At 39.2% G+C, this 17158-nt stretch carries 17 protein-coding genes and 1 other annotated feature; of the genes, 12 read left to right on the forward strand and 5 right to left on the reverse strand.

Going from position 1 to position 17158, the window contains the following annotated elements; genetic code table 11:
• The first annotated feature begins 172 nt into the window (after positions 1–172).
• The 7 genes from H9631_RS02310 to H9631_RS02340 all read left to right on the forward strand — a co-directional run bounded on the left by H9631_RS02310 (position 173) and on the right by H9631_RS02340 (position 6655).
• Positions 173–1549, forward strand: coding sequence for an aminotransferase-like domain-containing protein (locus tag H9631_RS02310; RefSeq protein ID WP_191809626.1), 1377 nt, complete (start codon positions 173–175; stop codon positions 1547–1549).
• 10 nt (positions 1550–1559) lie between these two features.
• Complete coding sequence (locus H9631_RS02315; protein ID WP_191809627.1) at positions 1560–1832, forward strand: hypothetical protein; 273 nt, start codon at positions 1560–1562, stop codon at positions 1830–1832.
• 50 nt (positions 1833–1882) lie between these two features.
• A complete protein-coding gene (locus H9631_RS02320; RefSeq protein WP_225220800.1) occupies positions 1883–2308 on the forward strand; it encodes a hypothetical protein in 426 nt (141 codons plus the stop codon).
• Between the two features lie 133 nt (positions 2309–2441).
• The gene (locus H9631_RS02325; RefSeq protein ID WP_318246759.1) at positions 2442–3314 is read left to right on the forward strand and encodes a hypothetical protein; all 873 of its coding nucleotides are present in this window, start codon (positions 2442–2444) and stop codon (positions 3312–3314) included.
• Positions 3315–3396: 82 nt separating this feature from the next.
• Positions 3397–4014: a cupin domain-containing protein gene (locus H9631_RS02330; protein ID WP_191809628.1), complete on the forward strand. Its 618-nt coding sequence runs from the start codon at positions 3397–3399 to the stop codon at positions 4012–4014.
• A 75-nt stretch (positions 4015–4089) separates the two neighbouring features.
• Positions 4090–4335, forward strand: a binding site (T-box leader).
• Between the two features lie 46 nt (positions 4336–4381).
• Entirely contained in the window at positions 4382–5926 is a 1545-nt protein-coding gene (locus tag H9631_RS02335) for a 2-isopropylmalate synthase (protein ID WP_191809629.1), read from the forward strand.
• A gap of 258 nt (positions 5927–6184) precedes the next feature.
• The gene (locus tag H9631_RS02340; RefSeq protein ID WP_191809630.1) at positions 6185–6655 is read left to right on the forward strand and encodes a DUF523 domain-containing protein; all 471 of its coding nucleotides are present in this window, start codon (positions 6185–6187) and stop codon (positions 6653–6655) included.
• 71 nt (positions 6656–6726) lie between these two features.
• Here the strand turns inward: H9631_RS02340 and fabZ are convergent, their stop codons facing one another.
• From fabZ to H9631_RS02355, 3 genes are all read right to left on the reverse strand, one after another.
• Positions 6727–7161 carry a 3-hydroxyacyl-ACP dehydratase FabZ gene (gene fabZ, locus H9631_RS02345; protein WP_191809631.1) on the reverse strand — a complete coding sequence of 145 codons (435 nt, stop codon included), beginning with the start codon at positions 7159–7161 and terminating at the stop codon, positions 6727–6729.
• A complete protein-coding gene (locus H9631_RS02350) occupies positions 7154–8143 on the reverse strand; it encodes a ketoacyl-ACP synthase III (protein WP_191809661.1) in 990 nt (329 codons plus the stop codon). The genes fabZ and H9631_RS02350 overlap by 8 nt, the downstream gene beginning before the upstream one ends.
• Before the next feature lie 93 nt (positions 8144–8236).
• On the reverse strand, positions 8237–8809 hold the full coding sequence (locus tag H9631_RS02355; RefSeq protein ID WP_191809632.1) for a lysophospholipid acyltransferase family protein: 573 nt from the start codon (positions 8807–8809) through the stop codon (positions 8237–8239).
• Positions 8810–9108: 299 nt separating this feature from the next.
• Here H9631_RS02355 and H9631_RS02360 point away from each other — a divergent pair, with 299 nt between their 5' ends.
• Complete coding sequence (locus tag H9631_RS02360; protein WP_191809662.1) at positions 9109–10065, forward strand: zinc-dependent alcohol dehydrogenase family protein; 957 nt, start codon at positions 9109–9111, stop codon at positions 10063–10065.
• A gap of 230 nt (positions 10066–10295) precedes the next feature.
• Here the strand turns inward: H9631_RS02360 and H9631_RS02365 are convergent, their stop codons facing one another.
• A complete protein-coding gene (locus H9631_RS02365; RefSeq protein ID WP_191809633.1) occupies positions 10296–10898 on the reverse strand; it encodes a LysE/ArgO family amino acid transporter in 603 nt (200 codons plus the stop codon).
• Between the two features lie 97 nt (positions 10899–10995).
• Between H9631_RS02365 and H9631_RS02370 the strand changes: the two genes are divergently transcribed.
• The 4 genes from H9631_RS02370 (at position 10996) to H9631_RS02385 (ending at position 15275) form a co-directional block, all read left to right on the forward strand.
• Positions 10996–12432, forward strand: a complete 1437-nt coding sequence (locus H9631_RS02370) for an aminotransferase-like domain-containing protein (protein WP_191809634.1) — start codon at positions 10996–10998, stop codon at positions 12430–12432.
• Positions 12433–12696: 264 nt separating this feature from the next.
• Positions 12697–13482: a YwqG family protein gene (locus H9631_RS02375; protein WP_191809635.1), complete on the forward strand. Its 786-nt coding sequence runs from the start codon at positions 12697–12699 to the stop codon at positions 13480–13482.
• 140 nt (positions 13483–13622) lie between these two features.
• Complete coding sequence (locus tag H9631_RS02380; RefSeq protein WP_191809636.1) at positions 13623–14423, forward strand: Fpg/Nei family DNA glycosylase; 801 nt, start codon at positions 13623–13625, stop codon at positions 14421–14423.
• 15 nt (positions 14424–14438) lie between these two features.
• The gene (locus tag H9631_RS02385; RefSeq protein WP_191809637.1) at positions 14439–15275 is read left to right on the forward strand and encodes a deoxyribonuclease IV; all 837 of its coding nucleotides are present in this window, start codon (positions 14439–14441) and stop codon (positions 15273–15275) included.
• A gap of 72 nt (positions 15276–15347) precedes the next feature.
• On the opposite strand, the gene H9631_RS02390 is transcribed toward H9631_RS02385, so the two are convergent.
• Positions 15348–16826, reverse strand: a complete 1479-nt coding sequence (locus H9631_RS02390; protein ID WP_191809638.1) for an MDR family MFS transporter — start codon at positions 16824–16826, stop codon at positions 15348–15350.
• Between the last annotated feature and the right edge of the window lie 332 nt (positions 16827–17158).

A 17158-nucleotide genomic window follows, 5' to 3' on the forward strand; every position in this document is an offset into this window, starting at 1 on the left:
AGCTCCTGACTTTATATATTTTGCATTCTGTATCTGCTCCAATAAATGGAGGTTCTTCCTTTAATCGTTTTATTGAAAATCTGTCCTAGTATAATTAAAATGTTAAGAGGAGTGACTTTAAAAATAAACAATATTTTTGTTGATCTGTCCTGGTACAGAAGGGAGAACGAATATGAATGCAAAGTATATTGGGATTATGGACGAGATTAAAGACCAGCTGTCCAATGGAACCCTCGTGTCGGGCTGCAAACTTCCCTCAGTGCGGCAATTGTCTGAAAAGTTCTCTTGCAGCAAAAATACGGTAATGAAAGCTTATAATGAACTGGAAAAAGAGCATTTTATTTATTCAGTTCCTAAAAGCGGCTATTATGTAGTGAATGAATTTCAAAACCATGAGGACAAAAAGAATGCAATTGATTTTTTGTCGGCGGGTCCGGATAAAGACGTAATTCCTTATGTTGAATTTCAGCATTGTATCAATCAAGCGATTGATACATATAGAGAAGAATTATTTACGTACTCCGACCAGCAAGGACTTTACTCACTACGAGTTGAATTGATGAAATATTTGCAAAGCCTGCAGGTTTTTACCAATCCTGAAAGGTTATTTGTAGTGTCTGGCTCTCAGCAGGCCCTTAATTTATTAGTTTCTATGCCATTTCCAAATGGAAAAAACAACATTCTCATTGAACAGCCTACTTATTATGGTTTTATTGAGTCAGCACTCATTCATCAGCCCACTACTTTTGGTATTGATTTAACAATGGATGGGATCGACCTTGAGCGTTTAGAGTACATTTTTCGAAATAATGATATTAAATTTTTTTATATTGTTCCGCGATTTCAAAATCCGCTTGGGCATAGCTATACGAATAGGGAAAAGAAAAAAATTGTTGAATTAGCTGAAAAATACGATGTGTATTTGGTTGAAGATGATTTTTTAGGGGAACTTGATCAAGATTTAAAATCAGATCCACTTTTTTCGTACAATCCTTCCGGCAGGGTAATTTTTATTAAAAGCTTTTCTAAAATTTTTCTTCCTGGTTTACGGGTAGCTACGATTGTTCTTCCAGAATTAATGATCAACAACTTTTTGCGTTATAAATTTAGTGCAGATTTTAACAGCTCTGTACTTTCTCAAGGTGCACTGGACATCTATTTGAAGAGCGGAATGATTAATGGACATATCAAAAAAATAAAAGAGTTATACCATAACAAGATGAAGCTTCTTCAAGAAGCATGCAAGTTATTACTTCCAGAGCATGCATCTTTTACCAAGCCGACTACAGGATTCTATCTATCTGTATTTCTTCCAGAGGGCGTGACAGCGAAACAAGTAGTGAACTTGTTAAGAGAACGAAATATTTATGTTGATGATGCGTCCAGAATGTTCTTGCCTGAGTATAAGAAGGAAAATCTACTTCGATTATGCACTTCTCAAGTTAACGAGAGTCAGATTAAACCAGGAATAGAGCACCTGGCTCGTTGTATTAAATTCATTGACAGCAGAAAAAATTATTTTACACAGCATAATCATTTGCTCTTTTAGGGTTTTTCCAGTGACAGAGTTTTTAAAGGCACCAGAAAAATTGGAGCTTATGCAGGAAACTAAACAAAGAAGACAGTTTCAATTTACGATTTACGAAAATCATAAAAAGCAGCTATTTCATATGACTATGTTTGGATTAACAGGGGCTGCCGCAGGAATCTACCTATCAAACCTTTTAATCTTGAAACTTTTTATCGCACTCTCTGCTTTTTCGATTGCGGGTTATACGATGACCAGTTATAAACTGAAAAAATGGATGAAGTATATGCATAAAAAACGCTGACTAATGCAGGGTGCTATTGAAAAAAGGACATCAAGAAAGGGGAAAGGCTTTTGAAAGCAGGATTGACCTTGGTTTTAGGCTTATTTTTGCTGATGGGGTGTGACATGCAAGAAGCTGAACCAATGGTTCTATTAGATAAAAAAATAGTAGAAGTGAAAATTTCCAACTCAAAGGGGTTTGGAGGGATGAATGAAAATAGTTTTCTATCCATAAAAGATAAAGAATCTTTGAATATAATGGAAAAAGCAATTACAACTGCCATGAAACAGCCGGGAAAGGCCGACATCAAGGATCCTGATTATGATGTCATGGTGAAATATGAGTCAAAAGAAGGGGAGTTACCGACACATGGTCTCCATTTATGGTTGGGAGAAGAGGATGAACAGAGTATGTTGATGTATATTGCTGACGATTCAGTTTATCTAACTTCGGCGGAGATGACCCGAAAATTAAGGGAGCTCTTGCAAATTAACTAATATTTGCAAAGAGGTGCTGAACTTTGATTGTCGTTGACGAATCAATATTTGTGTAGGGAGCTATTCATTTTATGGCTAAAAGATCTATTTGAAAATGAATCAACAAGGTTTTATACATGATGTTTTTTAAAAGGTGATTAAAATCGAAAGATTGATATTGAACAAGTGTACCAGCTTTACTTCGGACTTAACCTTTGTGGCTGGTCAAATAACAGTGGATGGGACACTGCTCATCATTGAAACCAGTTTGAAGGAGTTTGATTATTTTCAACGTCCCGTTCCAAAAATCAATTTGATAATTCTGATAATTAAAGATGAAAACATTGAAACAATTGAATTAAATAATGTAGCTTTGATGCCGACGGGAATAGATTTATTTTCAGACGGCACATTATTGCTTGTACAGACCCGCTGTTTAAAAGATGGCGCAAATATTGAGAGAAATGCGAGAAGGTATAATCCTAACGGGCAGTTAATTGATGCTTTCACGCTTGGAGATGGAATAGAAAGCGTACAAATAGATGAAACAGATACAATCTGGGTAAGTTATTTTGATGAAGGAGTATTTGGAAATTTCGGATGGGAGCAGCCTATGGGGAGTGATGGTGTCATTGCCTACACAATGAATGGACGTAAGCTTTGGGGAGCAGGCAGTTTTGATATTGCTGATTGTTATGCGTTGAATGTTGCGGGGACAAAGGAAGTTTATTTTTACTACTACGCTGACTTTTATCTTGTTCAATTAAATGAAAACAAAGACTTTGTCCGTTATCGTGTTGAAGGTAAGAATACATTACAGCAATTCATGTTTGACAAGGCGGGGTTGATCGGTCAAATAGATAGTTATACTATAATGCGTTTCACTGTAAGAAATAGGACGATTACGCCAAAAGAAAAAATGCAGTTAAGGGATGAACGGGGTAAACGTATTATTGGTCCAGTTTTTATGCGGGGAAAATATCTGTATGTTTATGGAAGGGATGGAATCTATCGGCGGAGTTTTTAAATTGCTAGACGTTGAAATGGTCACACCCAATGTTTTTTCGCATATACAGGGTAGTGGTACTCATCTTTTTAGGAGGATTTCCATGACCAAGTCTGGTTTTGTCCCTGATAATACAAACATAAAGAAAACGAGCGGTACTCCCAACCTTTTTATTGACTCAAAGGATAATATTTTCTTTGAAAGAGACCCTGAAAATATCGCTTATAAAGTTACGTCTACGCAGATACCGGCAATGGTGGGGGGCGCGTTTGTTGATCTTTATCTTACAAAAGGACATATTCGAGAGCCGCATTGGCATCCAAATGCCTGGGAGCTGGATGTTGTGGTTTCAGGAGAAGCCATTATTTCCATTGTTGATCCCGACACTAAAAGTTTGCATAACTACAGAGCGAAGCCGGGCCAAGTGGTATTTATTCCAATGGCATGGTGGCATTGGATTAGACCGGTAACAGAAAAACTGCATCTTCATCTATTCTTTAACAATGATCAATTTGAGTCTGCGGAAGGGTCCGATACGTTACGTCTAACACCTCCAGAGGTTTTTCAGCTTTCTTATGGTGTTGATGCCAAAGAAATAGCTGATGCATTGCTTCCGGTTACAGAATCTGTCGTAATAGGACCGCCGTCCAAACCAGCACGTTCAATCCCCCGTACCAAAGAGATTTCCATAAATATTAACAACAAGTCTATTAAAATATAAAAATTTTACAGCTAATTTCGACTTTTATATTGACAACTATCAACTCTCAATATATGATTGCTTATAATCAAATAATAACAAGCAAAGATTGGAAATAGTAAAAGGACAGTAAGCTTTTCAGAGAGCCGATGGCTGGTGAGAATCGGTAGTTATTCCCTTTGAACTCCTCCAAGAGCTGCTCCCTGAACAAATTTCAGTAGGGGATGCCGGGTTTCTTCCGTTAAGAGGATAGGTGGTGATAGCCGCCGAAAATGAGTGGGTTATTTATGTTTTTAATTTAACCAATTAGAGTGGTACCGCGAGCACAGCCTCGTCTCTATATTTTTATAGAGACGGGGCTTTTTATATTGAAAAGGAGTGTATTGAAATGGCGAGAAAAATTTGGGTGTTTGATACGACTTTAAGAGATGGAGAGCAGGTTCCAGGTGCAAAGCTGGACCAATATGAAAAGCTGGAAGTGGCTCAGCAGCTTAAAAAGCTTGGGGTTGATATGATTGAGGCAGGCTTTCCTTCATCTTCTACTGGCGATTTCAATGCTGTGAAAGAAATTGCTACAAAAGTGGGGAATACAGATGATATTATCATTACTGCTTTGGCAAGGGCGGTAAAATCTGATATTGATGCGGTTTATAACAGTGTAAAATATGCTAATAATCCGCTTATCCATATGGTTTTAGGTACTTCAGATATTCATGTGGAAAAGAAATTCGGAAAATCGAAAGACCAGATAATGGATATTGGTGTAGAAGCCGTGAAATATGCAAAAAGCTTATTACCTAACGTTCAGTACTCAACAGAGGATGCATCCCGTTCCGATTTTGAGTACTTATGGAAAACCATTGAAGCTGTTGTTAAGGCTGGGGCTACTATTATTAATGTTCCCGATACGGTCGGGTATGCTGAGCCGGAAGAGTTTGGTGAACTGCTTTTTAAATTAAATGATCGTTTGAAAAATTTGAATGATACTGTTCTTTTAAGTGTCCATTGTCATAATGACCTTGGTATGGCGACAGCCAATACTTTAGCTGCAATCAAAAACGGAGCGGATAAAGTAGAGTGTACGATAAATGGAATTGGAGAACGTGCTGGTAATGCGGCTCTTGAAGAAGTCGTAATGGCGATGAATACTCGTTCATCTGTCTACCAGACTTACACGAACGTCAATACTAAGGAGATTATGAATACATCTAAGTTGGTAAGCAGTTTTATGGGACTTGATGTTCAAGTGAATAAAGCCATCACAGGAGACAATGCCTTTGCTCATTCCTCCGGTATTCACCAAGACGGCTTGTTGAAATCGAGAGATGCTTACGAAATCATCAGTCCGCTTGAAGTCGGACTGGAGGATATGGAGCTTGTATTAACAGCACGATCCGGTCGTCATGCAGTTAAAAACGCTCTTAACAAATTAGGACTTAATGAATTTACGGATATACAATTTGAAGAGATTTTTGAAGACTTCCTTGAAATGGCTGATAAGAAAAAAGAGGTTTATAACCATGATTTATATATCATCGTAGAGAATTATTTCAAAGAATCCCATATCAGCGATAATTTCTTTGAATTGGTAGATCTACAAGTGATTAGTAACACAAGCTTTCCGTCAGCCAGCGTGAAATTGAAAAAAGAAGGCCAAATATTGGAGGGAAGCGCAGTCGGCTCAGGTCCAATCGATGCTCTATATTCCGCTATTATGGAAATCAGCCAGCTTGACATTCAACTGCGAGAATATAACATCAGCAGTGTCTCAAGAGGGAAAGAGGCAGTGGGGAAAGTTAAAATTCAAGTGGAATTTAGAGGAGAGAAGTATACTGCCAAAGCGACAGACACCGATATTATGAAGGCCAGTGCACTTGCATTTATTAATGTAATCAATAATATCGTTGTTGATCATTTAGTTCCGGCTAACTAAATTAGTGATGGAATAGATACTCACAATCAATAATAAAGCTTCTAATTAACTTTTTTAATGTGAAATGATCATCAAAACACATATCCCCCTAAAGTTAGACGAGCCATTCTACTTTAGGGGGTGTTTTTTTGCCTGTTGTGAACTTGACGAATTTGCTTCTAAGTACTATCATCCAGTTTATTACCATTAGAAAAACAGCGGAATCCTGAATCTTGACAACGGATTTTGTATAAATGAACGGGAAAAGGGGGCAGCCAGATGATTTTGGTGAGTTCTTGCTTAGCAGGGCTAAAAGTTAGATATGACGGAAGACATAGTCTGCATGAGCAAATACAAAAGTTGGTGGCGGAAAATAAAGCAATCACGATATGCCCTGAACTGAGCGGCGGTTTCTCCACCCCAAGGGAGCCAGCGGAAATAGCAGGTGGAGATGGGTATGATGTTCTTGATGGGAAGGCGAAGGTAATAGATAGGTCAGGTAAAGAGGTCACGGATTTGTACATGAAAGGTGCTCACGCGACGCTAAAACTAGCAAGAGAAGTCAAGGCATCACTTGTTGTATTGAAGGAAAACAGCCCATCCTGCGGCAGCTCTATGATTTACAACGGTGAATTTAGTGGCATTAAGATTGCTAGTGATGGCGTTACGTCCGCCTTACTGAAAAGAAACGGCTTTCGGGTTATTTCGGAAGAACAGTTAGATGAAAAAACGATTGAATCCTTCCTTTAACTTAAATTGACGGCATTGTTACGGCTCATGGACCAATAGGGAGGGGTGGAACCCTCCTCCCTAAACAGTGACTATTGACTCTGATCACCAAATGCAAATAACAGGTCTAGCTCACATGCTAAATCTCCATCAACAGTAGCGACTCCTTTACCTTTGCCTACGGCTCCTTTTAATCGTGTAATTTCAACTTGCATCCGAAGCTGATCCCCTGGCTTAACTTGCTTTTTAAAGCGGCAATTATCTATGCCTGCTAACAAACCTAAGCGTCCACGGTTGTCTTCTTGGGATAACATGGCAACCGCACTTACTTGAGCCAATGCTTCAACAATCAATACTCCGGGCATTACTGGATCTTCAGGAAAATGACCATTAAAAAAACGCTCATTTACAGTCACATTTTTAATCCCAACAGCCTTTTTACCTTCCTCAACCTCGATAATCTTATCCACTAAAAGAAATGGATGGCGATGTTTTATCGTGTCTTTGATTTCTTGAACATCAAACATCTTCAACGTCCCATTTCAAAATGACCCCGGCATGTGTCAGTCCTCCGCCAAACCCATAAGCTAACAGGGTATCGCCTCTCTTTATTTTTCCTTCATCTATGCCTATTTGCATCGCTAACGGGATCGAAACTGAAGAAGTATTTCCAAGATATTCAACGCTTGTCAATGTTTTTTCAAGTGAAATCTCTGATTTTTCACAAATGGATTCGATCATACGCAAATTAGCACTGTGCGGAATAAACCAGTCAATGTCATCCTTTTTTAATCCAGCTTTGTTCAGTAATTCATTTATACCTAATGGAAGCGTGCGGGAAGCCCATTTATATACTTCTCTTCCGTTTTGTACCAGCATTCCAGACGGATTCAAAGGCTGCCCCTGCATTGTAGTAGATAGATTTGTGCTATATACATGGTTGCCTCCTTCCCCGTAGGTTCCCATGTGGCTGGCGATAAAGCCTGGCATTTCATCATCTCTTTCCACTAAAACAGCAGCGGCTCCGTCACCAAATAAAATACAAGTTGTCCGGTCTGTGTAATCCGTGATTTTGGACATGGTTTCGGCAGCAACAAATAAAATTTTTCTATGAAGTCCAGACGTAATCAATCCGTTGGCTACATGCAATCCATAAGTGAAACCAGCGCAAGCTGCATTCAGGTCAATTGCACCAGTCTGTTTTATTTGAAAATGTTTTTGGATTTGGCTGGCTACATTCGGAAATGTGTAGTCGGGTGTAGAGGTGGCTACAATGATGCAATCTACATCAGAAACATCTTTTTTGTATCGTTTGATTAAGTTGTCTACCGCTTTAAGAGCCAATGTCGAAGAAAATTCGTTTTCAGCGGCAATTCTTCTTTCTTTCATACCGGTTCTTTGGATGATCCATTCATTATTTGTATCAACCATATTTTCTAGATCTTCATTTGTTAATCTCTTTTCGGGGACATAGCTTCCCAATGCTGTTATTTTGGCTTTGGATTGAATGTTAGTCATTAAAACGCTCCTTTTCTTATCATAAGGTACTATCACTTAGTGATAATGAAAATGTATGAAAAGCCCATGGCTGCCTTGTTAATGTTAATTGGTTTTAAGGGAATTTATTTTTTCTGACAAGAGATCTGTTGATGCAGCCAACTCAGATCTATTTTTAGTATTTACATAGAAAGGTTCTCCAAAAATGATGGCTGCTTTTCTTTCTTTCCAAAACTCTTTTATATTTGCTGGTCCTTCATATGCGGCGGGAATAATTGGAACCTTTGCTAAGTTTGCAATGGTGACAGCTCCCCGCTTCAATGAAACTTCTTCCGCTGTTCTTGTCCCGCCTGGAAAAATGCCCACAACTTCACCTGATTTCAGTAGCTTAATAGGCGTTTTTATGCTGCTTGGTGAAGGATTTTCACGGTTAACAGGAAAAGCATTAATCTTAGAAAGAAAAAAAGAAGCCAACCTATTCGTAAACAGTTCTTGCTTCGCCATAAAATGAATCGGGCGCGGCGTACAAATTCCCAGAATGACAACATCTAACCAGCCTTTGTGTGAGCATGTTAAAATAAAACCGCCTTCTGATGGAAGTACGTGTTTATTTCTTACTTCCACTTTACCGAGGGTACGCAAAATAATGGTGGCCAATATAAGAACAAATTTGTACATGAAATCACTCCGGATTACTATCAAGTTATAGCACCTGGTGCTAATTATAAAGAAAATGAAAAAAATATTCAACTTTACTAAAGTGAACAATTGAAAACATTGTCTAGTTTGTCCTTTGAAAGCAATGATTCTCTAGCTCATGGATAGGTGAGAGGAAACAGATTGAATTTTGATTGTACGTTGCGGTTAAAACGGGATATTATTAAGTAAATGGCAGTTTTTCAAAGGAGACTTTTGTCTTGAAAAAAGCAAAAAGCATTAGATTTCATGAGTTTGGTAATCCGAAAGACGTTTTAAAAATGGAATATAAAAGTGTTCAGGCGCCGTCTGATAATGAAGTTCTTGTGCGTATGTTGGTTCGTCCAATTAATCCGTCTGACTTAATCCCGATAAGAGGTTCTTATTCTCATCGAATTTCTTTACCGGCTATTCCTGGCTATGAAGGGGTGGGAATAGTTGAAGAGGTAGGTGCAGCGGTATCTAAAAACCTTATTGGAAAGCGAGTGCTGCCTTTACGAGGGGAAGGTACTTGGCAGGAATTTGTGACAACATCAGCAGCATTTGCGGTACCTATACCTGACTCTATTGATAACATCATTGCATCTCAAATGTATATAAATCCAATTACAGCATGGGTGATTTGTACTGAAAAGCTTGGGTTACGTCCTGGTGATACGTTGGCGGTCAATGCTTGTGGCTCTTCGATCGGACGCATTTTTGTGCAGTTGTCAAAAGTGTTGGGTTTTCGATTAATTGCAGTAACCAGAAATGATCGATACGCTGATGAGCTAAATCAGCTGGGTGCCTGGTATGTCATTAACACATCCAAGGAATCATTGCGTGAGACCGTTTTGAACTTAACGAATGGGCGGGGGGCTTCCGCTGCTATTGATTCAGTGGGAGGACAGTCTGGTACTGAATTAGCTCATTGTGTACAGGCTCAAGGGATTTTTTTAAGTATCGGACTTTTATCCGGGGTCCCCGCGGACTGGGCGGAGATTGCTAGGAAAACAATGGTGAGCTCTCAAATATTCCATTTGCGGCATTGGAATGACAAAGTATCGACTGAAACCTGGCAAGGAACCTTCAGTCATTTGATCGCATTAATAAATAATCACCAACTAAGTCTAACGAAGCCGGCTTTCCAGTATGACTTATCAGAAATTAAAGCAGCTGTTACATCCAGTGAAACGCCTAATAGGAGGAGAGGGAAAGTATTTTTAACTTCATTTGGCGAAAGTCTTCCACTTCTGTAAGTGGTGAGATGAAAGCATTCCATTCAGTTGGGGTTCAACCCCCGTCTGAATAAAGTTAACGACGGAAATGTGTCGAGCTAGACTTGATAAAATTTGGGCGCAAATACGCCAAGAATCTTTTGATCAAGCTAAAGAAGTAGATTTTCTTTTCAAACCCCCTATACGTCTAATATAGAATGCTATTTAGTAACCCCCCTCATTATTAAAGGGGGGTTACAAGTGGTGTGCAGTTAGATTAAATCCATGATTAGATAAATGGCGGTGGCCCATATGAACAAGGCGGAGCACTTGTTGAATATGTTCATTAAACCTCCGCTATCATCCAATTTCTTCATCATCATACCTGCAAAAGTTAATCCAAAGAACCAGATCCAGGATACTGCAATACAGGCAATTGTAAACAAGGCTTGTTCTGTTCCAGTGTATTTTAATGCACTTGTTCCAATTACACCAATAGTGTCTAAGATAGCGTGTGGATTTAATAAAGACACGGATAGTGCAAAAAAGATTTGTTGCCGGATGGGTAATGCTTTATTCGTTTCAGTTGCTGCAGGCTGGGCCTTCCAGATCGTATATCCCATATAAAGTAGAAATAAAATTCCAGCTATCATAAGAATAAGACGAAGCCATTCAAACTGTAAAACGATGACAGAGACGCCTAAAACGGCCAAAAGGATTAAAAATGTATCGCATAAACCAGCAGTAATCGTGGCTGGAAGTGCCCGGACCCAATTCGGTTGTGTGGCTCCTTGTGAGAATACAAATACATTTTGCACGCCCAAAGGCAATATGAGTCCAAATGCCAAAATAACTCCATGAAAAATACTTTCCAAGTGGTCAACTCCTTTCAATTATTATCCTACTATGGTAAAAATAAAAGAAAACGACCAATTGGGTGGCTTTTCATCCACCCAATCTAGGAGGGGTTGGATGAATTGGCAACCAAAAAGGTATTCTCATTTGACTATTCATGATCAAATTGTGGATTGGGTGAAATCTAGAATTGAACGGGGAGATTGGACTGTAGGGACGAAGCTCCCGACGCAGCGCCAGCTAGCAGCAGAGTTTAATGTGAATCGGAGCACTGTACAACTTGCCCTTGATGAGCTAAAAGCGGATGGTTTAATCGAATCCCACGTAGGGTCAGGAGTATTTGTGGCTAATAATTCTTGGAATATGCTATTGGACAAAGCCCAATTGAATTGGAATCAGCACATTGAATCAAGCATATATAAGCCCAATTACCACACAATTCAACTGATTAATGAACATGAACAAATGGATCACATTATCCGTCTGGGTACAGGTGAATTATCACCAGACATGCTTCCCACGAAACAAATTGAACAGTCATTAAGGGAAATATCGCTAAAACCCAAGGCAATGGGATATTCATCACCACAAGGAAGTGAAAAGCTTCGTGAGATTTTATGTGAATATTTAAAAAACAAAGGGATTGAAACTGGCCCGGAAAATATATTGATAGTGTCAGGAGCCCTGCAGGCACTTCAATTAATTGCTATGGGATTATTGGAAAAAGAGTCGATTGTCTTTCAGGAACAGCCTTCCTATTTAAATTCGGTTCACCCGTTTCAATCAGCGGGAATGCGGATGAATTCAATTTCACGGGATGCAGATTTCACAAAGAATTTACGGAAATTCAAAAGGAAAAGGCAATCTGTCTTTTATTGTGTACCATCACTACATAATCCAACTGGCCAAAGTTGGTCGATGAAGGAAAAGAAATCCGTATATAATGTGTGCAAGGAGCTACAGATACCGATTATTGAGGATGATGTTTACCATGAGTTGACATTTGAAACCCCTGCTCCCCCGATAAAGTCAATTGACACATCAGGACAAGTACTATATATCGGCAGTGTATCGAAAACCTTAAGCCCAGGACTCAGGATCGGCTGGGTAGTTGCACCTTCGCCAGTCATCGAACGGCTAGGGGATATAAAAATGCAGACAGACTACGGTTCCAGTGCTTTTTCTCAAGAAATTGTAGCTCATTGGATTTCTTCTGGCCTGTACGAGACACATTTGATTAAACTTCGTGAACAATTAAAAAGCAGAGCTGAATTTGTCGAAGCTATATTAGAGCGCGACTTTAAAAGAACAGCAACCTGGGAAAAATCCGAAGGTGGTTTCTACATCTGGCTTAGGTTTCATGAACCAATTGTGAATAAAGCGCTTTTTTTAAATTTGCTTCATCATAATGTTTTAATTAATCCAGGCTATATATATGAGACAAGGGATCTTCATCACATTCGTCTTTCCTATGCCTATGCGACTTTAGACGATTTAGCGAAAGGGTTGAAAATTTTACTGGAATTAGTTGAGAGCCAGCGCGGAAGGGACTGAAACAGCCTTTAACTTATTCAGCAGAAGTCTCCTATTTTTGTAAGTGGTGAGATGAATGCGTATTGGATTTTATTCAGTGGGGGTTCAACCTCCGGCGGATACCAGAGATTTTCAGAGGAAATGTATCGAGTGGAGCTCGATACAATCTAGGCGCGAATACGCCAAGGCTTATTTGATATAATTCAGTGTATAGAAAAAGCTATCAATCTATGAGATATTCACTTATAATAGGAACAAACGTTCCTGTGGAGGTTGAGAGATAAAATGAAATTACCACGTCAATTAGAACCATTTGCCGAAGATTTACAAAAGACTAAAGAGCCGAGTTTGATAATTGATGGAAGAATTCAAAAAACAGGGCCATTGGAAAGCAAGTTTGGCGGTCAGCCATACTGGCTGAAGGGAGAGCCGTATCCAACAGCCCAAAATGGTGAACCGCTTCGATTTTTGGCTCAAATTAATTTTAGTGAAATAGAATCCCAATTATCTGAATTCCCAACGGTAGGAATCTTACAATTTTTTGTTGCGGATGATGATATTTATGGTTTGAATTTCGATGATATGACGATTCAAGATACATTTCGGGTTGTTTATCATGAAACGATTGAAACTGATCAGTCCAAATGGATGACAAATTTTCCAGCTGTTACAGATGAAAATTATTTTCCTGTAGAAAAGGAATGTGCTTTAACATTTAAGCGTTCTGAAGAAATCATGTCTGCCAACGATTATCGTTTCAACGCTTTAACAAACCTCAATGAACTGCTGGAAAAAGAAGATTACGATGAATATGATGATATCATGGATCAGTATTACGAGTTGGCGAGCGGACAGGGGGCGAAAATAGGAGGATATCCATTTTTTACGCAGGAAGATCCTAGGACATATGGAGATTATCCATCCTACGACATGCTTTTATTGCAAATAGATACGGATGATGATCTTGACATCATGTGGGGCGATGGGGGAGTTGCCAACTTCTTTATCTCATCGGATGATTTAAAAAGGCGGGATTTTTCTAAGGTTCTCTATAATTGGGATTGTCATTAAATCATTCATAATGTTTATGAAAAAACGGATCAATTGAGATCCGTTTTTTTACATTCCAGGGTTTATCCAACTTTCAGTTATGCTTTTCGGCATCTTGAGGAATAATGAGTTAATGACCAATAACAAACGGAGGAAACATAATGCCGGAATTGCCAGAGATGGAAACATACAAGTCCTTGCTTCAGCAATTGATTGGGGGGCATCCTGTTTCAGGAATTGTCATCAATCGTCAAAAATCAATTAATGTTCCAGAAGACCAATTTTTCCAAAAGGTATTGAATCAAAAAATCGAAGCAATTGATAGAAGGGCCAAATATTTAATTTTTCGCCTGCAAAATGGTTCTTGTTTATTATTACATCTGATGCTTGGGGGATCAATGTTCTATGGAACGAAAGATCAACAACCAGATCGTACAGTTCAGGTCCAGTTGTCATTCGGAGACCAGCATCTTTATTTCATAGGACTGCGTTTGGGATATTTGCATCTGCTCACTCCAGAAATGATACACAATGAGCTTCAAAATATCGGTCCGGAGCCGTTAGACCCAAATTTTACTCTGAATGCTTTTCTAGACATAATGAAAAATAAAAGAGGCAGGTTGAAAACAACACTGCTGAAACAAGAAGTCCTTGCTGGGATAGGCAACCGTTATTCAGATGAAATCTTTTGGGATGCACAGCTTCTGCCAGAAAGAAAAATAAACGAGCTGGAACAAGACGAGATTGTCCGCCTCTACCATTCAATCAAATTGGTCCTTCAAAATGGCATTCAACATGGAGGGTATATGGGACCGTTGTTTAAAGGAGATAGCAAAACAGGCGGTTATAAAATGATTATTCACGGGCTTGAGGGAAAGGCATGTAAGCGTTGTGGGGCTCCTATAGTGAAGATTGAAGTTTCCTCTCGGAAAACATATTTTTGTGAAAATTGTCAGCATTAAGCAAGGAGAATGCATATGAGATTTGGTTGTCATCTTTCCATTCGGGATGGGTACTTTGGAGCTGCAAAAACAGCCCGCGCTATGAATGCCAGCGCTTTTCAATACTTCCCAAAAAATCCTCGGAGTCTTTCTGTAAAAGACTATAACAGAGAAGATGCGGCATTATGTAAAGCGTATTGCGCAGAAAACGGTATCTTGTCTGTTAGTCATTCGCCTTATCTCACTAGTCTGACCCCCTACAATGATCAAAAGCGTACTCATGTCATTGATTCATTGCTGAATGACTTGGAAATTACCGAAGCATGCGGTTCCATAGGGGTTGTTGTTCACTTTGGCAAATCTCTACCTCATTTGACCCTCCTTGAAAGCTATCAACTTATGATCGAAATGTTAAATGATATTCTCAGACAATGGGAAGGAACTGCTAAAGTTTTGCTGGAAAATAACGCAGGAATACCGGGTACAATGGGGACAACTCTAGAAGAACTTGTGCAAATCCGCAAATTAAGTGAGTTCCCAGAGAAAATTGGTTTTTGTCTTGATACGTGTCATGCTTTTTCCAGCGGTTTGTGGGATGGTGAAAATTGGAATGATGTATTGGAAAAAGGAAAGAAACTAAATTACTTCGATGACCTGGAAGTGATTCATTTGAATAACTCCAAGTATGAAACAGGAAAGGGAAAGGACCGGCATGCTCCTATCTTCGGGGGCGGCCGTATAACAGTGGAGCAGTTCGACCAACTTATCAACACGCCCTTGCTGGTAAATACGCCATTTATTTTGGAAACGCCCAAAGAGGAACTGTCCCATGCAAAAGAAATTCAATTTCTTCAGGACACATGGGGTGATTGAGAAAGAAAATTAGCCAGGTGCATGATCCCGTTCAATCAGTCAGCTCCTGGCTAAAATATGCCCAAAATGAATTTAATGACTTTCTGTTACTTTTTTATCTTCCAGTTTCGCTCGATAAACGAAAAACGCCATTATGACCGCGGCAATCGCCAAAACAAAACCGACAAAATAAACCAGTTCTACACCTGCGACCATCGCTTCTTTGATTGTGGTTGGGTCTGTAGGGTTGCCTGCTTTCTGCAAAAAGTGATTCTGTCTGGCATTCATAATGCTTATAAATACTGAAACTCCAATAGCTCCTGCAACAGGTTGAAGTGTGCTTATCAGAGAGGTGCCGTGTGGATACAGCCTTTTTGGAAGCTGATTTAAGCCATTTGTTTCTGCGGGCATCATAATGGCTGAAACAGTCAACATCAGCAGCACATATCCGACAACAACAACCCATAGTGGTGTTGTCATGCTCAGTCTGCTCATCATAAACATTGTCAGGCTTAATACAATTGTAGCTGGTACCATTAATATTTTTGGCCCGAACTTATCAAAAAGATGGCCCATGAATGGAGACATGACTCCATTTAGAATGCTTCCCGGCAATAAAACCAGTCCTGCTGTTGCGGGCAACAAACCAAGAGGCCCCTGCATATACATTGGTAAAATGATTTCTGACGAAAACATTGCCATGATGATGATCAAAAACATGAAAACCGCATGCGTATACATAGGGTATTTAAACACTCTTAAATCCATGACTGGCTCATCCAGTTTTAACTGTCTAATGGAGAACAATACGATTCCTGCAATTCCAATAACGATGGTTATCACTACATTCGGACTCAGGAATCCTGCTCCACTATCCCCAGCTGAACTGAATCCATAGACGATACCTCCAAATCCAATGGTAGAAAAAAACAATGATAAAATGTCAATCTTTGGCTTTGTCACTTCTGATACATTGATTAAATATTTATAGGCGAAAGCTATTGAAAACAAGCTGAATGGTATGACAATGATGAACAGGTAGCGCCAGCCTAAATATTCAACGATGACTCCTGATAAAGTTGGCCCAATGGCTGGGGCAAACATAATAACGAGTCCGATCGTTCCCATGATTTTTCCGCGCCTTTCCGGTGGAAACAACAGTAAAAAAACATTAAATATAAAGGGAACCAACACCCCAGTGCCGACAGCTTGAATTAAACGTCCCACCAGCAGCATGGGGAAATTCACCGCTAAAGCGCTGATGGTTGTTCCAATTGTAAAAATGGTCATAATTCCCAAAAACAATTGACGCGTGGTGAACCATTGCATTAACAGTGCTGAAGCAGGAATAACGACTCCCATGACAAGCATAAATCCAGTTGCCATCCACTGAACAGTGGGCAGAGTAACATGGAATTCCTCCATTAAGGTTTTTAAGGCTATATTTAACAATGTTTCGTTTAATATAGCAAAAAAGGCACCAATAATGAGTGATACCATAATGGGCATTACTTTTACGTTTGGATTATCTGCTAAATATTCATAATTTGTAGGGTTATCTTGGTTTTTCATTTAGGGAAAGCTCCTCATGTTAAAGTGATAGATGAATAATGGGGTGTGAATGAAATTTTGAGGCATGTAGTTGATCTTTACACTGACATATTACAGTATGAGTAATGTTTTTGAAAGCAAGATGGTACCTCCAATATTTGCTTAATTCTTCTAACTGAGTAAAAGGTTGAAATTGGTCATTTGTATATACGGTAAAATCCCTTTATAGTTTCAAGATATATTTCCTATTTTAAAAAATTCGCTGTAGTTTTTCATACCATTGCTTCTATCGTATCAGCATGAAAAAGTTTTTTCTTTTTAAGTCTGCAGCGATGATTCGGGTTTGGTTTTCG

It is taken from the genome of Bacillus norwichensis, assembly GCF_014836955.1.
Lineage (GTDB): Bacteria > Bacillota > Bacilli > Bacillales > Bacillaceae_C > Siminovitchia > Siminovitchia norwichensis.